The organism is Kitasatospora sp. NPDC001132, from assembly GCF_053598415.1.
In genome coordinates this window covers 1-18,912 of record NZ_JBSFKF010000065.1, presented here as the reverse complement: position 1 = coordinate 18,912, position 18,912 = coordinate 1, and the positions used below count along the sequence as shown (strand labels likewise).

12 protein-coding genes are annotated in these 18,912 nt (G+C 71.3%); 10 read left to right on the top strand and 2 right to left on the bottom strand.

From position 1 onward, the window contains the following. Positions 1–1,241, top strand: a 1,241-nt coding sequence (locus tag ACWDBE_RS38455; RefSeq protein ID WP_449810295.1) for a hypothetical protein, incomplete at its 5' end; no start/stop codon positions are given. A gap of 66 nt (positions 1,242–1,307) precedes the next feature. On the opposite strand, the gene ACWDBE_RS38450 is transcribed toward ACWDBE_RS38455, so the two are convergent. Beyond that, positions 1,308–2,711, bottom strand: a complete 1,404-nt coding sequence (locus ACWDBE_RS38450; protein WP_449792013.1) for an APC family permease — start codon at positions 2,709–2,711, stop codon at positions 1,308–1,310. 469 nt (positions 2,712–3,180) lie between these two features. Next, the gene (gene eccCa, locus ACWDBE_RS38445; protein WP_449810294.1) at positions 3,181–7,125 is read right to left on the bottom strand and encodes a type VII secretion protein EccCa; all 3,945 of its coding nucleotides are present in this window, start codon (positions 7,123–7,125) and stop codon (positions 3,181–3,183) included. A 359-nt stretch (positions 7,126–7,484) separates the two neighbouring features. Here eccCa and eccD point away from each other — a divergent pair, with 359 nt between their 5' ends. From eccD to ACWDBE_RS38400, 9 genes are all read left to right on the top strand, one after another. After that, positions 7,485–8,942 carry a type VII secretion integral membrane protein EccD gene (eccD, locus tag ACWDBE_RS38440; protein WP_392884241.1) on the top strand — a complete coding sequence of 486 codons (1,458 nt, stop codon included), beginning with the start codon at positions 7,485–7,487 and terminating at the stop codon, positions 8,940–8,942. Between the two features lie 202 nt (positions 8,943–9,144). Beyond that, positions 9,145–9,435: a 30S ribosomal protein S15 gene (gene rpsO, locus ACWDBE_RS38435; RefSeq protein ID WP_209416808.1), complete on the top strand. Its 291-nt coding sequence runs from the start codon at positions 9,145–9,147 to the stop codon at positions 9,433–9,435. A 454-nt stretch (positions 9,436–9,889) separates the two neighbouring features. Continuing rightward, entirely contained in the window at positions 9,890–12,097 is a 2,208-nt protein-coding gene (locus ACWDBE_RS38430) for a polyribonucleotide nucleotidyltransferase (RefSeq protein WP_224277444.1), read from the top strand. 119 nt (positions 12,098–12,216) lie between these two features. After that, complete coding sequence (locus ACWDBE_RS38425; RefSeq protein WP_449792011.1) at positions 12,217–13,569, top strand: M16 family metallopeptidase; 1,353 nt, start codon at positions 12,217–12,219, stop codon at positions 13,567–13,569. A 32-nt stretch (positions 13,570–13,601) separates the two neighbouring features. Further along, on the top strand, positions 13,602–14,348 hold the full coding sequence (gene dapB, locus ACWDBE_RS38420) for a 4-hydroxy-tetrahydrodipicolinate reductase (protein ID WP_449792010.1): 747 nt from the start codon (positions 13,602–13,604) through the stop codon (positions 14,346–14,348). 25 nt (positions 14,349–14,373) lie between these two features. Next, positions 14,374–14,832: a hypothetical protein gene (locus ACWDBE_RS38415; RefSeq protein WP_449792009.1), complete on the top strand. Its 459-nt coding sequence runs from the start codon at positions 14,374–14,376 to the stop codon at positions 14,830–14,832. Then, positions 14,829–15,560 carry an FAD-dependent thymidylate synthase gene (gene thyX, locus ACWDBE_RS38410; protein ID WP_449792008.1) on the top strand — a complete coding sequence of 244 codons (732 nt, stop codon included), beginning with the start codon at positions 14,829–14,831 and terminating at the stop codon, positions 15,558–15,560. The genes ACWDBE_RS38415 and thyX overlap by 4 nt, the downstream gene beginning before the upstream one ends. 215 nt (positions 15,561–15,775) lie before the next feature. Continuing rightward, positions 15,776–16,675, top strand: coding sequence for a 4-hydroxy-tetrahydrodipicolinate synthase (dapA, locus tag ACWDBE_RS38405; protein ID WP_392884251.1), 900 nt, complete (start codon positions 15,776–15,778; stop codon positions 16,673–16,675). 170 nt (positions 16,676–16,845) lie between these two features. Beyond that, the gene (locus ACWDBE_RS38400; RefSeq protein ID WP_449792007.1) at positions 16,846–18,531 is read left to right on the top strand and encodes a ribonuclease J; all 1,686 of its coding nucleotides are present in this window, start codon (positions 16,846–16,848) and stop codon (positions 18,529–18,531) included. The last annotated feature ends 381 nt before the right edge of the window (positions 18,532–18,912 follow it).

Below are 18,912 nucleotides of genomic sequence, written 5' to 3'. Positions count from 1 at the left end.
CCTATCTACTCCCCCCCCCCCCCCGTCCGCCCGACGGCCTCCCCACCGCGCCGGCCGCGCTGGGGGGGCGGGTCGCGGCGGCCTACGCGCGCCCCCCCCCCCGGGGGCCCCGCCGCGCCCCCGCCGCCGTGGTGGGCGGCGCGGCCGCGCTGGCCCTGGTGGGCACCGGCACGGTGTACCTGGCCTCCCCGGGTGCCGGGGACGCGGGCACCGTGAGCGCGGCCTCCGCCCCGGCGGCCGCCGTCGGCATCACCGCGGGCAGCAGCGCCGCCGCGACCACCCCGACCGCGCTGCAGTCCGTGGCCCCGGCCGCGGTCTCCGGCGACGAGGTGCTGGCCACCTTCCGGGCCCTGCTGCCCAAGGGGGAGATCACCGGGGCCACGGGGCGCGGCACCGAGGGCGGGCCGAAGGCCACCGACGCCTCGGCGAGCCTGGTGTTCGACGACGGCCAGGGCAAGTCGCTGATCCAGCTCGACATCAGCAAGCACCGGCCCGGTCAGGTGCAGCTGCCCGGCTGCCCGCCGGACCTCAGGCTGGTCCGGGTCGACGCCTGCACCGACACCGTTCTGCCGGACGGCTCCAAGCTCCTGCTGCAGCAGGGGTACGAGTACTCGGACAGCCGGGCCGACACCAAGGAGTGGTTCGCCGTGCTGAACGGCCCGGACGGCCGGTCCGTCTCCGTGCACGAGTGGAACGCGCCCGAGGAGAAGGGCGCGCCGGACAGCCGCCCCAACCCGCCGCTCACCCTCGACCAGCTGAAGGCCGTCGTCACGGACAAGTCCTGGGACCGGGTCGTCAAGGCCCTCAGGTTCGACGGCGTCGACACCGAGGCGATCGACCCGGGTCTGTCGCCGGCGGACTACGAGACCGTCCTGATCGGGCTGCTGCCGTCCGGGGCGACCGTGACGGGCGGCAAGGGCCAGGACACCGGGGCGGCCTTCGAGCTGGCCAGGGCCGGACGGGCCGGCACGGTGTCGGTGCTGGTGAAGAACTGGGCCAAGGCCCCTGACGACCGGCCGGCACCGCAGTGGTACCAGGACGCGGAGATCCTGCCCGACGGGACGAAGCTCCTCACCCACGCCCCGGCCGCCCCCACCCTGCCGGGCAAGCTGATCGCGGACGCGACGAGGCCGGACGGCCTGGAGGTCCTGGTCGTGACGGCCTCGAACGGCGACCCGCTGCTGACCGCGGAGGAGCTGAAGACGATCGTCACCAGCCCGGCCTGGAAGCCCGGGAAGTAGCGGAACACGGCGGTGCCCCGGGCTGGGGGAGGCCCGGGGCACCGCCGTGTGGGGGAGGGGTGGGGATCAGTCCTGCTGGTCCTCGGGAAGGCTGATCACCCAGCGGGTGTCCTGCCGGGGGCGCAGGTAGAACAGCCAGTAGAGGGTGGCGGCGGCGGTGATGCCGCCGGTCCACAGCAGGGGCTCGGTGTCCAGCTTGGTGATCACGTAGACCAGGACGGCGATCAGCACGACCGGGACGGCCGGCCACAGCGGCATCCGCCAGGCGGAGGCGTGCTTGTGGTGGGCGCGGCGGGAGAGCAGCGCGGCGATCGCGACCAGCAGGTACATCCCGGTGACGGCGACGCCGGTGATGTTGCTCAGCAGCTCTCCCTTGACGAAGCAGAGCGCGGCGCCGGGCAGGCCGACGGCCAGGGTGGCGATCCACGGCGAGCCGAACCGGCCGAGGGTGCCGAAGGCCTTGTTGACGGGCTCCGGCCAGGCCTTGTCGCGGGCGGAGGCGAACAGCACCCGGGAGTTCTGGATGACCATGACGATGCCGGCGTTGATGATGGCCAGCGCGACGCAGAGGCTGATGAAGGTGCCGACGGCCGAGTTGCTCCAGGCGGTGACCATGCCGGAGATGTCGCCGGAGGACAGGGTCTGCAGGTCGGGGGCGCCCATGGTGATGGCGACGACCGGGATCAGGATGATGGCCGAGGAGATGCCGAGCGTCCACAGCACGGTGCGCGAGACGTTGCGGCGGGGGTTCTCCAGCTCCTCCGACAGGTAGACCGCGGTGGAGAAGCCCTGGGTGATGAACAGGGCGATGCCGAGCGCGCCGACGATGGCGCCCACGCTCACCGTGGTGGTCGCGCCGCCCTCCCCGGCGACCACGCCGTGCAGCAGGCTGGGGGCGTCGCCGTTGGTGTGGGCGAAGCCGAGCACCGAGACCACGCCGGCCGCGATGACCTCCAGCACCAGGAAGATGCCGGTGATCCAGGCGTTGGCGCGCAGGTCGAGCAGGCCGGCCAGGGTGGCGGCCAGCATCACGGCGGCGCCGGTCATGGCCTTGTCCAGGTGCAGGACGGGGGCGAGGTAGTCGGCGGTGCCGAGGGCGATGACCGAGGGGACGATCATCACCACGATCAGCGAGAGCACGAAGACCAGCCAGCCCATCAGCCGCCCGGCGAGGGTGCCGACCATCGCGTACTCGCCGCCGGCGCTGGGGATCAGGGTGCCGAGTTCGGAGTAGCAGAACGCGACCGCGACGCAGAGCACGGTGCCGATCGCGATCGCCAGCGCCGTGGCGCTGCCGATGCTGGAGAACAGCTCCGGCACGATCACGAAGAGCGTCGAGGCGGGCGTGACGCAGGACAGCGTGAGCAGGGTGCCGCCCACGACGCCGATCGAGCGCTTGAGCTGCTGGGGCGCTGCCGCCTCGGCCGCCGAGGCGGCTACGGTCTGTGGCGGACGAAGCGTGTCGGTCATGTGGCTTCCGATCGGCTCTGTGCGGTGCTGGGGTGGGGAGCGGTATCGCCTCCGCTGGCTGGTTGCTCGGTGTCCGGTTCCAGTCGCTCCCTGGCCGCAATGGAACCTCGGCGTATTGGTTGCGTCAACGTCGGAACTGCTTCGGAATCCGTTGCGGTGAACGGCATAAACATGCGATCCGATGATCACGTTCAGTCATTGCGGGCTTTGTCCGACTTGTTACCTAAGCCACATGGCGATTGAATCGAAGGTGAACAATGCGGGGAGTGCCGTGATTCAAAGGTCGTGTTCCGGGTGGACGGTGGTACGCCCAGGCGCCCCCGGAACGCCCGACAACTCCCCGGCCGGGTGCGGGAACCGCAGCTCCCGCCCGCAAAGAACTAGGTAACGTTTCGGAACCTGGGACGCCGAAGGGGCCGGACTCCACGAGTCCGACCCCTTCGCTCACCGTCCGTGACGGCCGGCGCGGCTACGCCACCGGCAGCCAGCCCGTCTGGATCATCTGCCCGCCCGTCGCGCGGCGGGACACGTAGACCCCTCGGCCCGGCGGCAGCGCCTGCGGCTTGACCGTCCCCAGCAGCGCGCCCTCGTCCCGGTTGCCCGACAGGATCACGCCCTGGCCGCCGAGCTCGCGCATCCGCTGCAGCACCGGCTCGTACAGCGAGCGGCCGGCGCCGCCCGCGCTGCGGGCCACGATCACCCGCAGGCCGATGTCACGGGCGAACGGAAGGAACTCGGCCAGCGGAGCCAGCGGATTGCCCGAGCTCGTCGAGACCAGCTCGTAGTCGTCGACGATCACGAACATGTCCTTGCCGCTGTACCAGCTGCGGTTGCGCAGCTGCTCGGCGGTCACGTCCGGGCCCGGCAGGCGGCGCGCACAGGCGCCGCGCAGCATGTCGACGATGGCCGCCATGGCGGGCTGCGCGGCCGCGTACTCCACCAGGTACTCCGGCGGCACGGTGCCGAGCAGCGCGCGCCGGTAGTCGCCGATCACGATGCCGGCCTGGTCCGGGGTGTAGCGCTCGGTGATCTGCTTGATCAGCATCCGCAGCACCGCCGACTTCCCGGACTCGGTGTCGCCGAAGACGATGAACAGCGGGTCGGTCTCGAAGTTGACGAAGACCGGCGCCAGCTCCGCCTCGTCCACGCCGAAGGCGACGCCGCGCTCCGGGTGCTCGAAGCCCTTCGGCAGCGAGTCGCCGTCCAGCACGGCCGGCAGCATCCGCACCTGCGGGGCGCGCGGGCCGGTCCAGGCCCCGTCCACCGCGCTGACCAGCCCGGCCACGCCGCTCTGCAGGTCGTCCACCGAGGAGGAGCCGTCCAGCCGCGGCAGGCCGGACAGGAAGTGCAGCCGCTCCGGGGTGATGCCGCGCCCGGCCAGCGCCGGGACGTTCTGCGCCACCCGGCGGTCGACCTCGGACTCCATCGCGTCACCGAGCTTCAGCTCGGTCCGGTTCTGCAGCAGGTCCTTCAGCGCCGGGCGCACCTCGGCGTACCGGGCCGCGGTGATGACCAGGTGCACGCCGTAGCCGAGACCGCGCTGGGCGATGTCGCCGATCACCGGCTCCAGGCCCTCGAACTCCTGCTTGAAGGTGTTCCAGCCGTCGATCACCAGGAAGACGTCGCCGAAGGCCTCGTCCGGCAGCCGGCCGGCCGCCCGGGTGGCCCGGTACGTGGCGATGGTGTCGATCCCGGCGACCCGGAACAGCTCCTCGCGCCGGTTGAGCACCCCGTGCACCTCGGAGACCATCCGGCGCACCTTGTCCACGTCCAGGCGCCCGGCCACCCCGCCGACGTGCGGCAGCCCGGCCAGCGACTGGAAGCTGCCCGCACCGAAGTCGAGCAGGTAGAACTGCACCTCCAGCGGGGTGTGGGTGAGGCCGAACGAGGCGACCATGGTGCGCACCACGGTCGACTTGCCGGACCGCGGACCGCCGACGATCAGGCCGTGGCCGGCCGCCCCCGCGTAGTCGACCTCGAGGATGTCCGTCTTCTGTTCGCGCGGCTTGTCCACGATGCCGATCGGCACCCGCAGCCGGCCCGCCGGGTAGCCGGGCGCGGTCAGTCCGCGCTCCGGCACCACCTGGAGCGGCGGCAGCAGGTGGTCCATGCTGGGCGCGTCCTCCAGCGGCGGCAGCCACACCTGGTGCGCGGCCGGGCCCTGCCCGGCCATCCGCTGGACGAACACGTCCAGCACGGTGTCCACCAGCGCGTCGTCCTGCTCCGGGACCTGCGGCGCGACCTCCTCCTCCACCGGGTCCGGCAGCTCCACGAAGGCCGCGGTGAACTCCACCGGGCGGGTGTCGACCCGGCGCCCGCCGGTCGACCGCTGCTGCCCCGGGGCCCGGTACGGGCCCGAGACGTAGGCGGCCTTGAACCGGTCCATCACGTCCTCGCCGAACTTGAGGTAGCCGACGCCCGGCACCGGCGGCAGGTGGTAGGCGTCCGGCACGCCGATCGCCGCCCGGGACTCCGCGGCCGAGAAGGTGCGCAGACCGATCCGGTACGAGAGATAGGTGTCCAGGCCGCGCAGCTTGCCCTCCTCCAGGCGCTGCGAGGCCAGCAGCAGGTGCACGCCCAGCGAACGGCCGATCCGGCCGATCTGGATGAACATCTCGATGAAGTCGGGCTTGGCGGTGAGGAGTTCGGAGAACTCGTCGATGATCAGCACCAGCGAGGGCAGCGGGTCCAGCGCCGCGCCGGCCGCCCGGGCCCGCTCGTACTCGTGGATGTTGGCGTAGTTGCCCGCCGAGCGCAGCAGCTCCTGGCGGCGGTGCAGCTCGCCCTCGATCGCGTCGCGCATGCGGTCGACCAGGGTGAGCTCGCCCTCGAGGTTGGTGATCACCGCGGAGGTGTGCGGCATGTCCGCCATGCCGGAGAAGGTCGCACCGCCCTTGAAGTCGGCGAGGACGAAGTTCAGGATCTCCGAGGAGTGGGTCATCGCCAGCGCCAGCACCAGCGTGCGCAGCAGCTCCGACTTGCCGGAACCGGTCGCGCCCACGCACAGGCCGTGCGGGCCCATGCCCTCCAGCGCGGCCTCCTTGATGTCCAGGTAGACGTGCTCGCCGTTGGCGCCGACGCCGATCGGCACCCGCATCCGCTCGTGCTGGGCGCGCGGACGCCAGCTGCGGGCGACGTCGAAGGAGCCCGGGTCGCCCGAGTTCATCATGTCGGTGAAGTCGAGGTTGGACAGCAGCGGCTCGTCGTCCCCGCCGGCCGAGATCCGGTACGGCGCCAACTGCCGCGCCAGCGCCTCGGACTGCCACACCGAGAGCAGGTCCGGCTTGCCGGTGTACGTCGCGCCGGAGGCCGAGCGCAGCACCAGCTCCTCGGCGCCGACCGTGACCATCAGGTGCCCGCTGGGCTCGTCGACCTCGCCCGGCACCACCTCGATGACCGTCACGCCCTGCACGCCCTCCGGGCTCGCCAGCAGCGAGTCGTGCGGCACCCCGGCGCCGTCCATGACGACCACCAGGTGCGGCTGGTCGGCGGGCGGTGCCACCTCCCGCACGAAGCGCTGGCGGCCGGCCAGCTCGTCCTGGAGCAGGTACTCCAGGTCACCCAGGTCGTTCGCGAAGAGCCGGCGCGAGCCCGCGCCGTCGGCCTCCTTGCGGTGCTGGTTGTGCGGGAGCCACTTGGTCCACTCCCACTCCTCGGCCGCACCGGGCGCGGCCGCGACCGCCACCATCAGGTCGTCCGGCGAGTGCAGGGTGGTCAGCTGGGCGATCATCGCGCGCACGTTCCCGTACACCGAGTCCGGGTCCCCGCACACCGTGATGTGGTAGAAGGCCCGCAGCGAGACCGCCAACGGCAGGTCCTGGAGGGTGCCGTGGGCCTTCAGGAAGGAGTGCATCGCGGCCGCCGACAGCGGCTCCAGCTCGTCCATCGGCGCGGTCTGCGGCGCCACCAGCGGGGTGGACAGCTGCACCGGCCCGAGGCCCACCCGGATCTGCGCGAAGTCGCCGTCCCCGATGCGCCGTTCCCACAGCCGCCGGCCGTCCTCGACGATCGACCAGAGCTGGTCCGGCGCCGGGTTCAGGAACAGCAGCGCGCCGCGCTGGCGCTCCGCAGTGCGGCGCACCTGGCGGCGGGTCTGCTGGAGGTACTTCAGGTAGTCGCGCCGCTCGTCCGCCATCGCGGTCGAACCGCCCTTGCGGGCCCGGACGATCTGCGCCAGCACCATGCCGAGCGTCGAGGCGATCATCAGACCGCCCATGATCTTCATCGGGGCCGCGGCCCCGGGCGAGAAGAAGAAGACCGCCGAGCCGCCCATGCCCAGCATCGGCAGGATGCTCATCAGCCAGTCCTCGCCGCCCTGCCTGGGCAGTTCGGGCGGGCTCACCAGCTCCACCGGTTCGTCCGGCACGGTCGGCGGATACGCCCTCGCCGGTCGCTTGACCGTGATCACACCCATGTGTCATCCACCCCGCGGCGTCGATCGATCACTTCGGCATCAGCCCTCACGCGATTGCGTACGGTCCGTACGGGAATCCGGTGGCTGAGGACGCCCCACCCAGCGCAGCCCCCGTACCTTGCGCAGGCGCCGATCCTAACGGTCGCCCCCGCACCGCCCGCCAGCGCCCGGGTACGCACCGGCAGCGGACACGAACCGAACGGGTAGGGTAACGCCGCGCCAACTCGCGGCCCGGTCGGGCCGGTTCCGCAGCAACACCGAGCGCCGCCGGGCCTCGGCACCGTCAACAAGGGGGAGCGCCAAGTGCGTCGAAGGATCGAGGTGGGCGCCCGCATCGGCGAGCGCAGCGAGGTGGGCGCATGAGTGCCGCCACAACCGGCTACTGCCGCGTGACCGTCGTCGCCCCGGACCGCCGGATCGACGTCGCCCTGCCCGAGGACGTCCCGCTCGCTGACGTCTACCCCGAGGTGCTGCGCCTGGCCAACCAGAGCCAGCCCGACGGCACCCCCACCGGCTTCCACCTGGTCCGCCGCGACGGCACGGTGCTCGACAGCGGACTGCCGCTGGCCGCCCAGCAGGTCCGCGACGGCGACCTGCTGGCGCTGCGCCCCTTCGCCGAGTCGCTCCCGCCGGCCGTCTACGACGACGTCGCCGACGCGATCGCCAGCGCCGTCGAGGCCGACCGCCGGTTCTGGACCGCCGAGCTGATGCGCGGCTTCGGCCTGATCGGCGCCGGGGTGCTGCTCACCCTGCTCGGCTTCGCGCTCTGGTTCTCCGACCTGCGCCACGATATGCACGGCCTGCCCGGCGTCCTGGCCGGCGTCACCGCCGTCGTGCTCACCGCGCTCGCCGGGGTGCGCGCCCGGGTCTACCAGGACGCCCACGCGGCCGTCGCGCTCGGCCTCGGCGCGCTGCCGCACGCCATGATCGGCGGCAGCGGACTGATCGCCGTCGCCCACCCGTGGGAGGGCCCCGGCCGGCTCCAGTTCCTGGCCGGCTGCGTCGCCGCGCTGGTGGTCTCCGTCCTGCTGGCCGGCCTGCTGCCGGAGAAGGACGCGGTGTTCGTCGCCGCCGCCCTGGTCTCCACCGCCGGCGCGCTCGCCACTTTCGCCGCCGTCCTGCTGCCGCAGACCCCGGCCGGGCACATCGCCGCCGTCACCGGCGTCGCCGCCGTCGCCGTGGTCGGCTTCCTGCCCAGCCTCTCCGCCCGCTTCGCCCGGCTGCCGGTCGGCTTCAGCGCCCCCGGCCAGACCCGCACCCGCAGCCGCGACTACGACGAGGAGGCCGAGCGCGCCGAGGCCGTCCAGTACGAGCGGATCGCGCACCAGGCCCGCCGCGGCCACGAGGTGCTGGTCGGCCTGGTCGGCGGCTGCGCCGCGGTCGTGGTCGGCGCCTGCGCCGTCCTCGGCTTCACCGACGAGACCTTCCCCGAGCTGCTCGCGCTCGCCCTGGGCCTGACCACCATGCTGCGCGCCCGACTGTTCCGCTACACCGCGCAGGTGCTCAGCCTCACGGTGGCCGGCCTGCTCGGCCTGAGCCTGCTGATCGTCGGGCTGTCCCTGCACACCCCGCAGTTCTTCCTGCGGGTGGCCGGCTCCACCACCGAGCTCGACCTGCGCACGATCTGGCTGACCGCCTCCATCGCCTTCGGCGCCGCGCTGCTCACCGCGATCGCCCTGGTGGTGCCGCGGCTCGGGGTCTCCCCGTTCTGGGGGCGCATCCTGGACCTGGTGGACAGCCTCACCCTGATCTCGCTCGTCCCGCTGGCGCTCGCCGTCCTGGACGTCTACCGGCTGGTCCGCGGCGCCACCAGCTGACCCGCGCCGCCCACCCGTGCTGTCCCGTGCCACCCGCCGGACGGCCGGGTGGGCGGCACTGGTACGCTTGGCCACCGAGCGCAGCCATGTGTCCGCAGCCCATCCGTGGGCGGCAGAGCGCCGGTCGCGCTCACGACACCGAGTTCTCGATGAGTCCTGTGTTGTCGACCAGGACCGCTCGGTAGACCCCGAAGGAGTTGCAGTGGCTCTCGCCTCTGACGTCAAGAAGCAGATCATCGCCGAGTTCGGCCAGAAGGAGGGCGACACCGGCTCCCCCGAGGTCCAGGTGGCCATGCTCTCCCGCCGCATCTCGGACCTGACCGAGCACCTGAAGTCGCACAAGCACGACCACCACTCGCGTCGTGGCCTGCTGATCCTGGTCGGCCAGCGTCGCCGCCTGCTCCAGTACCTGGCCAAGAAGGACATCGAGCGCTTCCGTACGCTCGTCGACCGCCTGGGCATCCGCCGCGGTGCCGCCGGCGGCGCCCGCTAAGACCGCCGCACGGGGCGGCTCCCCACACCGGGGGGCCGCCCCTCGCGCGTATGCCACGGCTGTCCGGCCGCGGCACCCTGAGATAACAACTCGCGCGCACCTCCCCAGGTGGCCGAGGATTGCACCGTAGGGTTGTGGGCATGCCGGGTGATGGCGCACCAGCGCGCCACCCGGGCAGAAGGACCCGAACCCCCCGCGGGACGAAGGCTTCAAACGGAAGCCGCCCGCATCCGAGAGAGCGTCCAGACGCGGACCGCCCGTCCCGGCCCGGCAGCCGTGAGGCGCCGGTCCTCGGTAGTGGCCGTCGGAACCCCCGCAGACCGAGCGGGGCACTCCGGAGGCTTCGATCGAAGACCGGCCCGACTGCCGCCCTCCCTGACGAGGGCCCGGGGCCCACCGCAGGCAGTGCGCGGGGACGCTCTCCCGGAGACGTACGAAAGAGGAGATCTTCCAGGTGGAAGAGAACGTGTTCTACGCCGAAGCCGTGATCGACAACGGTTCCTTCGGCACCCGTACCATCCGCTTCGAGACCGGCCGTCTGGCCCGTCAGGCCGCCGGTTCCGCCGTGGCCTACCTGGACGACGACACCATGGTGCTGTCGGCCACCAGCGCGTCCAAGCAGCCGAAGGAGCACTTCGACTTCTTCCCGCTGACGGTGGACGTCGAGGAGCGGATGTACGCCGCCGGCCGCATCCCCGGCTCGTTCTTCCGTCGCGAGGGCCGGCCCTCCGAGGACGCGATCCTCACCTGCCGCCTGATCGACCGCCCGCTGCGCCCGTCCTTCGTCAAGGGCCTGCGCAACGAGGTCCAGGTCGTCGTCACCGTGATGGCGCTCAACCCCGACCACCTGTACGACGTGGTCGCGATCAACGCCGCCTCCGCCTCCACCCAGCTGGCGGGCCTGCCGTTCTCCGGCCCGATCGGCGGCGTGCGCGTCGCGCTGATCAACGGCCAGTGGGTCGCCTTCCCGACCCACAGCGAGCTGGAGTCGGCCGTCTTCGACATGGTCGTCGCCGGTCGCGTCCTGCCGGACGGCGACGTCGCGATCATGATGGTCGAGGCCGAGGCCACCGACAAGACCATCAAGCTGGTCGAGGGCGGCGCCGACGCGCCGACCGAGGAGATCGTCGCCTCCGGCCTGGAGGCCGCGAAGCCGTTCATCAAGGTCCTGTGCGCCGCGCAGTCGCAGCTGGCCGCCCAGGCCGCCAAGCCGACCGGCGAGTTCCCGGTCTTCCTGGACTACCAGGACGACGTCCTCGCCGCGCTGACCGCCGCCGTCAAGGACGAGCTCGCCCAGGCCCTGACCATCCCGGGCAAGCAGGAGCGCAACAACGAGCTGGACCGCGTCAAGGCGCTGGCCGCCGAGAAGCTGCTGCCCGAGTTCGAGGGCCGCGAGAAGGAGATCAGCGCCGCCTACAACGCGCTGACCAAGAAGATCGTCCGCGAGCGCGTCATCAAGGACAAGGTCCGCATCGACGGCCGCGGCGTCACCGACATCCGCACCCTGGCCGCCGAGGTCGAGGCCATCCCGCGGGTGCACGGCTCCGCCCTGTTCGAGCGCGGCGAGACCCAGATCCTGGGCGTCACCACGCTGAACATGCTCCGGATGGAGCAGCAGCTGGACACGCTCTCCCCGGAGACGCGTCGCCGCTACATGCACAACTACAACTTCCCGCCGTACTCCGTCGGTGAGACCGGCCGCGTGGGCTCGCCCAAGCGCCGCGAGATCGGCCACGGCGCGCTGGCCGAGCGCGCCCTGCTGCCGGTGCTGCCGACCCGCGAGGAGTTCCCGTACGCCATCCGCCAGGTCTCCGAGGCGCTCGGCTCCAACGGCTCCACCTCGATGGGCTCGGTCTGCGCCTCGACCATGTCGCTGCTGAACGCCGGTGTGCCGCTGAAGGCCGCCGTCGCCGGCATCGCCATGGGCCTGATCTCCCAGGAGATCGACGGCGAGACCCACTACGTCACGCTGACCGACATCCTCGGCGCCGAGGACGCGTACGGCGACATGGACTTCAAGGTCGCCGGTACCCGCAACTTCATCACCGCCCTCCAGCTGGACACCAAGCTGAACGGCATCCCGGCGTCGGTGCTCGCCGCCGCGCTGAAGCAGGCCAAGGACGCCCGCCTGCACATCCTCGACGTGATGAACGAGGCCATCGACTCGCCCGACGAGATGTCCCCGAACGCGCCGCGCATCATCACCATCAAGATCCCGGTGGACAAGATCGGTGAGGTCATCGGCCCCAAGGGCAAGATGATCAACCAGATCCAGGAGGACACCGGCGCCGAGATCACGATCGAGGACGACGGCACCATCTACATCGGTGCCGCCGACGGCCCGGCCGCCGAGGCCGCCCGCACCACGATCAACCAGATCGCCAACCCGACCATGCCGGAGGTCGGCGAGCGCTACCTGGGCACCGTGGTCAAGACCACGACGTTCGGCGCGTTCGTGTCGCTGATGCCGGGCAAGGACGGCCTGCTGCACATCTCGCAGATCCGCAAGCTGGCCGGCGGCAAGCGCGTCGAGAACGTCGAGGACGTCCTCGGCGTCGGCGCCAAGGTGCAGGTCGAGATCGCCGAGATCGACCCGCGCGGCAAGCTCTCCCTGATCCCGGTCATCGAGGGCGAGGAGGGCGGCGAGGCCGCTTCCGAGTGAAGCGCCGCTAGCTGACCCCGCGGCCCGTACGCCTCCCGGCGTGCGGGCCGCACCCCGTTGTCCACGCGTTCGTCCGTACGTGCCCACCCGCACGTGCGTTTCCTCTGGAGGTACCCCCCGTGGCGCAGGCCCCGGCGGTAACGCAGCGTCCCGGCACCACCCGGACCCTGCTCAAGGGCGTCGACGGCGCCGGCACGGTGCGCCGCACCGTCCTCCCCGGCGGCCTTCGGGTCGTCACCGAGACCCTGCCGACGGTGCGCTCCGCGACCTTCGGCATCTGGGTCGGCGTCGGCTCGCGGGACGAGACCCCGCAGCTCAACGGCGCGACCCACTACCTGGAGCACCTGCTCTTCAAGGGCACCGAGCGGCGCAGCGCGCTGGACATCTCGGCGGCCCTGGACGCGGTCGGCGGCGAGATGAACGCCTTCACCGCGAAGGAGAACACCTGCTACTACGCCCGGGTCCTGGACACCGACCTGCCGCTGGCCGTCGACGTGGTCTGCGACATGGTCACCGGCTCGCTGATCCGGCCCGAGGACGTGGAGTCCGAGCGAGGCGTCATCCTGGAGGAGATGGCGATGGCCGAGGACGACCCGGGCGACGTGGTGCACGACCTGTTCGCCAAGGTGATCTTCGGCAGCGGCCCGCTCGGCCGCCCGATCCTCGGCACCCAGGAGACCATCAGGACGCTCACCCGGGACCAGATCGCCGGCTTCTACCGCCGCCGCTACCGGCCCGAGAACCTGGTCGTCGCCGCGGCCGGCAACCTCGACCACCGCAAGGTGGTCAAGCAGGTCGAGCAGGCCTTCGCGCCGGTGCTGGCGGCCTCCACGGCGGCCCCCGCCGAGGCCCGCCGCGGCCACAAGGCGCTGCGCACGGCCGGCAAGGTCGAGGTGCTCAACCGCTCCACCGAGCAGGCCCACCTGGTGCTGGGCGTGCCCGGGGTGCCGCGGCACGACGAGCGCCGCTGGGCGATGGGCGTGCTCAACGCGGCCCTCGGCGGCGGGATGAGCTCCCGGCTGTTCCAGGAGGTCCGCGAGAAGCGGGGCCTGGCCTACTCGGTCTACTCGTACTCCTCGTCCTACGCGGACAGCGGCCTGTTCGGCATCTACGCCGGCTGCCAGCCCAAGCGGGTCGAGGAGGTGCTGCGGATCTGCCGCGCCGAGCTGGCCAAGGTGGTCGAGGAGGGCATCACCGAGGAGGAGCTGAGCCGGGCGATCGGCCAGATCTCCGGCTCCACCGTGCTCGGCATGGAGGACAGCGGCTCGCTGATGAACCGGATCGGCAAGGCCGAGCTCAGCTACGGGCACCACCTGTCGGTGGACGACATGCTGGAGCGGATCGCGTCGGTGACCCTGGAGGACGTCCACGCGGTGGCCCGTGATGTGCTGGGCGCGTACCGGCCGTCGCTCGCCCTGATCGGCCCGGTCAACGACAAGCGGGCCGCCAAGCTCGCCGATCTGCTGGTCTGATCCGCCGATTTCCGGGTGAGAGGAATTTTGCTATGACGCTGCGTGTCGCCGTGATCGGCGCCAAGGGACGGATCGGCTCCGAGGCGGTCAAGGCCGTGGAGGCCGCGCCGGACCTGGAGCTGGTGGCCGCCCTCGGCCGCGGCTCCAAGCTGGAGGAGCTGACCGAGGCGGGCGCCCAGGTGGCCGTCGAGCTGACCCACCCGGACTCGGTGATGGGGAACCTGGACCACTGCCTGCACCACGGCATCCACGTGGTCACCGGCACCACCGGCTGGACGGACGAGCGGCTCGCCACCGTCCGCGGCTGGTTGGACCAGGCGCCGGAGCTCGGCCTGCTGATCGCCCCGAACTTCTCCATCGGCGCCATCCTCGGCATGAAGTTCTCGCAGGTCGCCGCCCGGTACTTCGAGTCGGTCGAGGTGGTCGAGCTGCACCACGACCGCAAGGCCGACGCCCCCAGCGGCACCGCCACCCGCACCGCCCAGCTGATCGCCGCCGCCAGGGCCGAGGCCGGCCGCCCGCCGCAGCAGGACCCGACCACCCACAGCCTGCCCGGCGCGCGCGGCGCCGACGTGGACGGGGTGCCGGTGCACGCGGTGCGGCTGCGCGGCCTGCTCGCCCACCAGCAGGTGATGTTCGGCGACACCGGCGAGACGCTCACCATCCGGCACGACTCGCTGCACCACAGCAGCTTCATGCCGGGCATCCTGCTGGGCGTGCGCAGGGTCGTCGGGACGCCGGGGCTGACCTTCGGCCTCGAACACTTCCTGGACCTGTGACAGTGTCGACCTCCAGGAGGGCGTCATGACCTCTCGTACCGGTTTCTTCGTCCTGTCCGGCGTGCTGCTGCTGGTCGCCCTGGTCTGCGTGGGCGAGGGCGTCCAGCTGATCGCGACCGGCAAGCCACTCGGCATCGGCATCGGGATCTGCGCCTTCGTGATCCCGGTGATCGGCGTCTGGTTCCTGCGCCAGACCGTCCGCTTCGGTCGGGACAGCGAGAGGCTGGCCCGCGAGCTGGAGGCCGAGGGCGGCCTTCCGGTGGACGAGCTGGAGCGCAGCAAGGGCGGGCGGATCGACCGGGCCTCGGCCGACGCGGTGTTCGCCCGCCGCCAGGCCGAGGCACAGGACGCGCCGGGCGACTGGCGGGTCTGGTTCCGCCTCGCCGTGGCCTACGCCGACGCCGGCGACACCCCGCGCGCCCGCAAGACCATGCAGCACGCCATCAAGCTGCACAGCACCGAACCCGCAAGGAGTAACGCGTGAGCGACGAACCGACGGCCCCCAGCTTCCGCAGCGACGTGACGGTGGAGCTGGTCCGCAGCGCCGCCGCCGACTCGGACGTCATCTGGGCGGCCCGGGTCTCGACCGCGGGCGAGCAGTCCCTGGAGGCCCTCGAGCAGGACCCGGAGAAGTCCAAGGGCCTGATCAACTTCCTGATGCGCGACCGGCACGGCACGCCGTTCGAGCACAACTCGATGACCTTCTTCATCAGCGCGCCGATCTTCGTGTTCCGGGAGTTCCACCGGCACCGCAGCGGCTGGTCGTACAACGAGGAGTCCGGCCGCTACCGCGAGCTCCAGCCGGTCTTCTACGTCCCGGGCGAGGAGCGCAAGCTGGTCCAGCAGGGCCGCCCCGGCAAGTACGAGTTCCACGAGGGCACGCCCGAGCAGCACCGGACCACCACCGAGGCGATGGAGGCCGCGTACCTCGAGTCCTACGCCCGGTACCAGGAGATGCTGGCCGCCGGCGTGGCCCGCGAGGTGGCCCGCGCGGTGCTGCCGGTGGGCCTGTTCTCCTCGATGTACGCGACCTGCAACTCGCGTTCGCTGATGCACTTCCTGTCGCTGCGCACCCGGCGGGAGAACTCGGCGGTGCCGTCCTTCCCGCAGCGCGAGATCGAGATGGTCGCGGAGCAGATGGAGGAGCAGTGGGCCCGGCTCATGCCGCTCACCCATGCGGCCTTCGAGAAGCACGGCCGAGTCGCCCCCTGACCTGGGACGACAGGCATACGGGCAGAGTGTCTGGCATGTCTGGATTGCGGCTTTTCTAGCCGCTCCCTACATTCGTGAACACGGATTCCGGTGCTGTCCGAACCCCCGAGCGGGCAGCACCGGAATCCCACGTCCGCGCCACGAATGCGCCGCACCTGTCCGAACACCGGACCGGCATGGGTACCGCCCCACCGCCTACGAGTAGCTTTGGACGCATGGCTCCGACCTCCACCCCCCAGACGCCGTTCGGCCGGGTGCTGACCGCGATGGTCACCCCGTTCACCGCCGACGGCGCGCTCGACCTCGACGGCGCCCAGCGCCTCGCCACGCACCTCGTGGACTCCGGCAACGACGGCCTCGTCGTCAACGGCACCACCGGTGAGTCCCCGACCACCAGCGACGCCGAGAAGGCCCAGCTGGTCCGCGCCGTGGTCGAGGCGGTCGGGGACCGCGCCCACGTGGTGGCCGGCGTCGGCACCAACGACACCCACCACAGCATCGAGCTGGCCCGCCAGGCGGAGGCGGCCGGGGCCCACGGCCTGCTGGTCGTCACGCCGTACTACAACAAGCCCCCGCAGGAGGGCCTGTACCGGCACAACGTCGCCGTCGCCGACGCGACCGGGCTGCCCGTCATGCTGTACGACATCCCGGGCCGCAGCGGGGTCGCGCTGAGCCACGAGACGCTGGTCCGCCTCGGCGCGCACCCGCGGATCGTCGCCAACAAGGACGCCAAGGGCGACCTCGGCGCCGCGGCCTGGGCGATCGCCCGCGCCGACCTCGCCTGGTACTCCGGCGACGACATCCTCAACCTGCCGCTGCTGTCCGTCGGAGCCGTCGGCGTGGTCAGTGTGGTCGGGCACGTGGTGGCCGGGGACCTGCGGGCGATGGTCGAGGCCTTCCTGGCGGGCGATGTGGTCAAGGCCACCAGCATCCACCAGCGCCTGCTGCCGGTGTTCAGCGGTATGTTCCGCACCCAGGGCGTCATCCTCGCCAAGGCCGCGCTGGAACTCCAGGGCCGGCCGGCGGGCCCGCTGCGGCTGCCGCTGGTCGGCGCGACGCCCGAGGAGATCGAGCGATTGAAGCAGGATCTCGCCGCCGGCGGGGTACACCTCTAACAGACACGGACGTGCGCGCCCCGGCTCGCCGGACCTCCCCGGGTCCGCCGCTGGACCGGACCGAAGGCGCGAGAGCACAGACCCAGTAGGAAAACGACACTGAGAACGCACGCCATATGTCTCCAGGGGGAGGACCCCGGGCATATGGCGTGCGTCGTGAGGAGAGTCTTTTGAGCCACCCGCACCCCGAGCTCGGCGCGCCCCCGGCCCTGAAGGAGGGCGCCCTCCGCATCACTCCGCTCGGCGGCCTCGGCGAGATCGGCCGCAACATGACGGTCCTGGAGTACGGCGACCGCATCCTGATCATCGACTGCGGCGTCCTCTTCCCCGAGGACGAGCAGCCCGGCGTGGACCTGATCCTGCCGGACTTCAGCTACATCCGGGACCGCCTCGACAAGATCGACGGCATCGTCCTCACCCACGGGCACGAGGACCACATCGGCGCCGTCCCCTTCCTCCTGCGGGAGAACCCGGACATCCCGCTGATCGGCTCCAAGCTGACCCTCGCGCTGATCGAGGCCAAGCTCGCCGAGCACCGCATCCGGCCGTACGTGCTGGAGGTCAAGGAGGGGCAGCGCGAGCGCATCGGCCCCTTCGACTGCGAGTTCATCGCGGTCAACCACTCCATCCCGGACGCCCTGGCGGTGGCGGTCCGGACCCCTGCCGGCATGGTCGTGGCCACCGGCGACTTCAAGATGGACCAGCTGCCGCTGGACGGCCGCCTGACCGACCTGCCGACCTTCGCCAAGCTGGCGGAGGAGGGCATGGACCTCCTGCTGGTGGACTCCACCAACGCCGAGGTCCCCGGCTTCATCCCGCACGAGCGGGACATCTCGGCGGCGCTGCGGAACGTCTTCGCGAACGCCGAGAAGCGCATCATCGTGGCCTCCTTCGCGAGCCACGTGCACCGCATCCAGCAGGTCCTGGACGCCGCCCACGAGTACAAGCGCAAGGTCGCCTTCGTCGGCCGCTCGATGGTCCGCAACATGGGCATCGCCCGCGACCTCGGCTACCTGAAGGTCCCCGGCAACATGGTCGTGGACGTCAAGCAACTGGACGACCTGCCGGACAAGGAGGTCGTGCTGATCTGCACCGGCTCGCAGGGCGAGCCGATGGCCGCGCTGTCCCGGATGGCCAACCGCGACCACCAGATCCGCATCGTCGAGGGCGACACCGTCGTCCTGGCCTCCTCGCTCATCCCGGGCAACGAGAACGCCGTCTACCGGGTGATCAACGGCCTGACCCGCTGGGGCGCCAAGGTCGTGCACAAGGGCAACGCCAAGGTGCACGTCTCCGGCCACGCCTCGGCAGGCGAGCTGCTGTACTTCTTCAACATCTGCAAGCCGCGCAACCTGATGCCGGTCCACGGCGAGTGGCGCCACCTGCGCGCGGCCGCCGAGCTCGGCATCGCCACCGGGGTGCCGCGCAACCGGGTGGTCATCGCCGAGGACGGCGTCTGCGTCGACCTGGAGGGCGGCGTCGCCCGGATCGCCGGCAAGGTGCAGGCCGGGTACGTCTACGTGGACGGCTCCTCGGTCGGCGACATCAGCGAGGCCTCGCTCAAGGACCGCAAGATCCTCGGCGAGGAGGGCTTCATCTCGGTCTTCGTCGCGGTCGACTCGACCAACGGCAAGATCGTCGGTGGTCCGACCATCCAGGCCCGCGGCTCCGGCATCGACGACAACGCGTTCGTCCCGGTGGTCGCCAAGCTCCAGGAGGCGCTGGACCGCTCGGCGAGCGACGGCGTGCTGGAGCCCCGTCAGGTGCAGCAGCTGGTCCGCCGGACCATCGGCAAGTGGGTCGCGGACAACTACCGCCGCCGGCCGATGATCCTGCCGGTCGTGGTCGAGGTCTGACGCTCGCTCAACACCGGCTGAGGCCGGTTTGACGTGGGGCGACCCGGTGCGTAATGTTCTCCGGGTTGCCCCACGGGACGGCCCCTCGGAAACGGGCTCGAATCTGAATTCGAGAACGACCGGGGAAAACGGACCGAGTGACTCTGGTAGAGTTCGGGAGCGCCGAAAGGCGAAAGCGAATCGGATGAATGAAACTCCGGAAAACGGAGCGGAAAACATCTGATAAGCTGGAAACACGAAAGAATGAAGCCCGGAGGGCCCGCTGGAAGGCGGTCCGAAGGAAGCATCCGTTCCTTGAGAACTCAACAGCGTGCCAAAAGTCAACGCCAGATATGTTGACATCCCCGGCCTCAGGTTTCCTGGGGTTGGAGATTCCTTTTG

Bases quoted from the DNA above. Each gene is read 5' to 3' on its own strand.
- dapB (WP_449792010.1), top strand. From the start codon at position 13,602: ATGACGCTGCGTGTCGCCGTGATCGGCGCCAAGGGACGGATCGGCTCC.
- eccD (WP_392884241.1), top strand. From the start codon at position 7,485: ATGAGTGCCGCCACAACCGGCTACTGCCGCGTGACCGTCGTCGCCCCG.
- dapA (WP_392884251.1), top strand. From the start codon at position 15,776: ATGGCTCCGACCTCCACCCCCCAGACGCCGTTCGGCCGGGTGCTGACC.
- ACWDBE_RS38450 (WP_449792013.1), bottom strand. From the start codon at position 2,711: ATGACCGACACGCTTCGTCCGCCACAGACCGTAGCCGCCTCGGCGGCC.
- ACWDBE_RS38415 (WP_449792009.1), top strand. From the start codon at position 14,374: ATGACCTCTCGTACCGGTTTCTTCGTCCTGTCCGGCGTGCTGCTGCTG.
- eccCa (WP_449810294.1), bottom strand. From the start codon at position 7,125: ATGGGTGTGATCACGGTCAAGCGACCGGCGAGGGCGTATCCGCCGACC.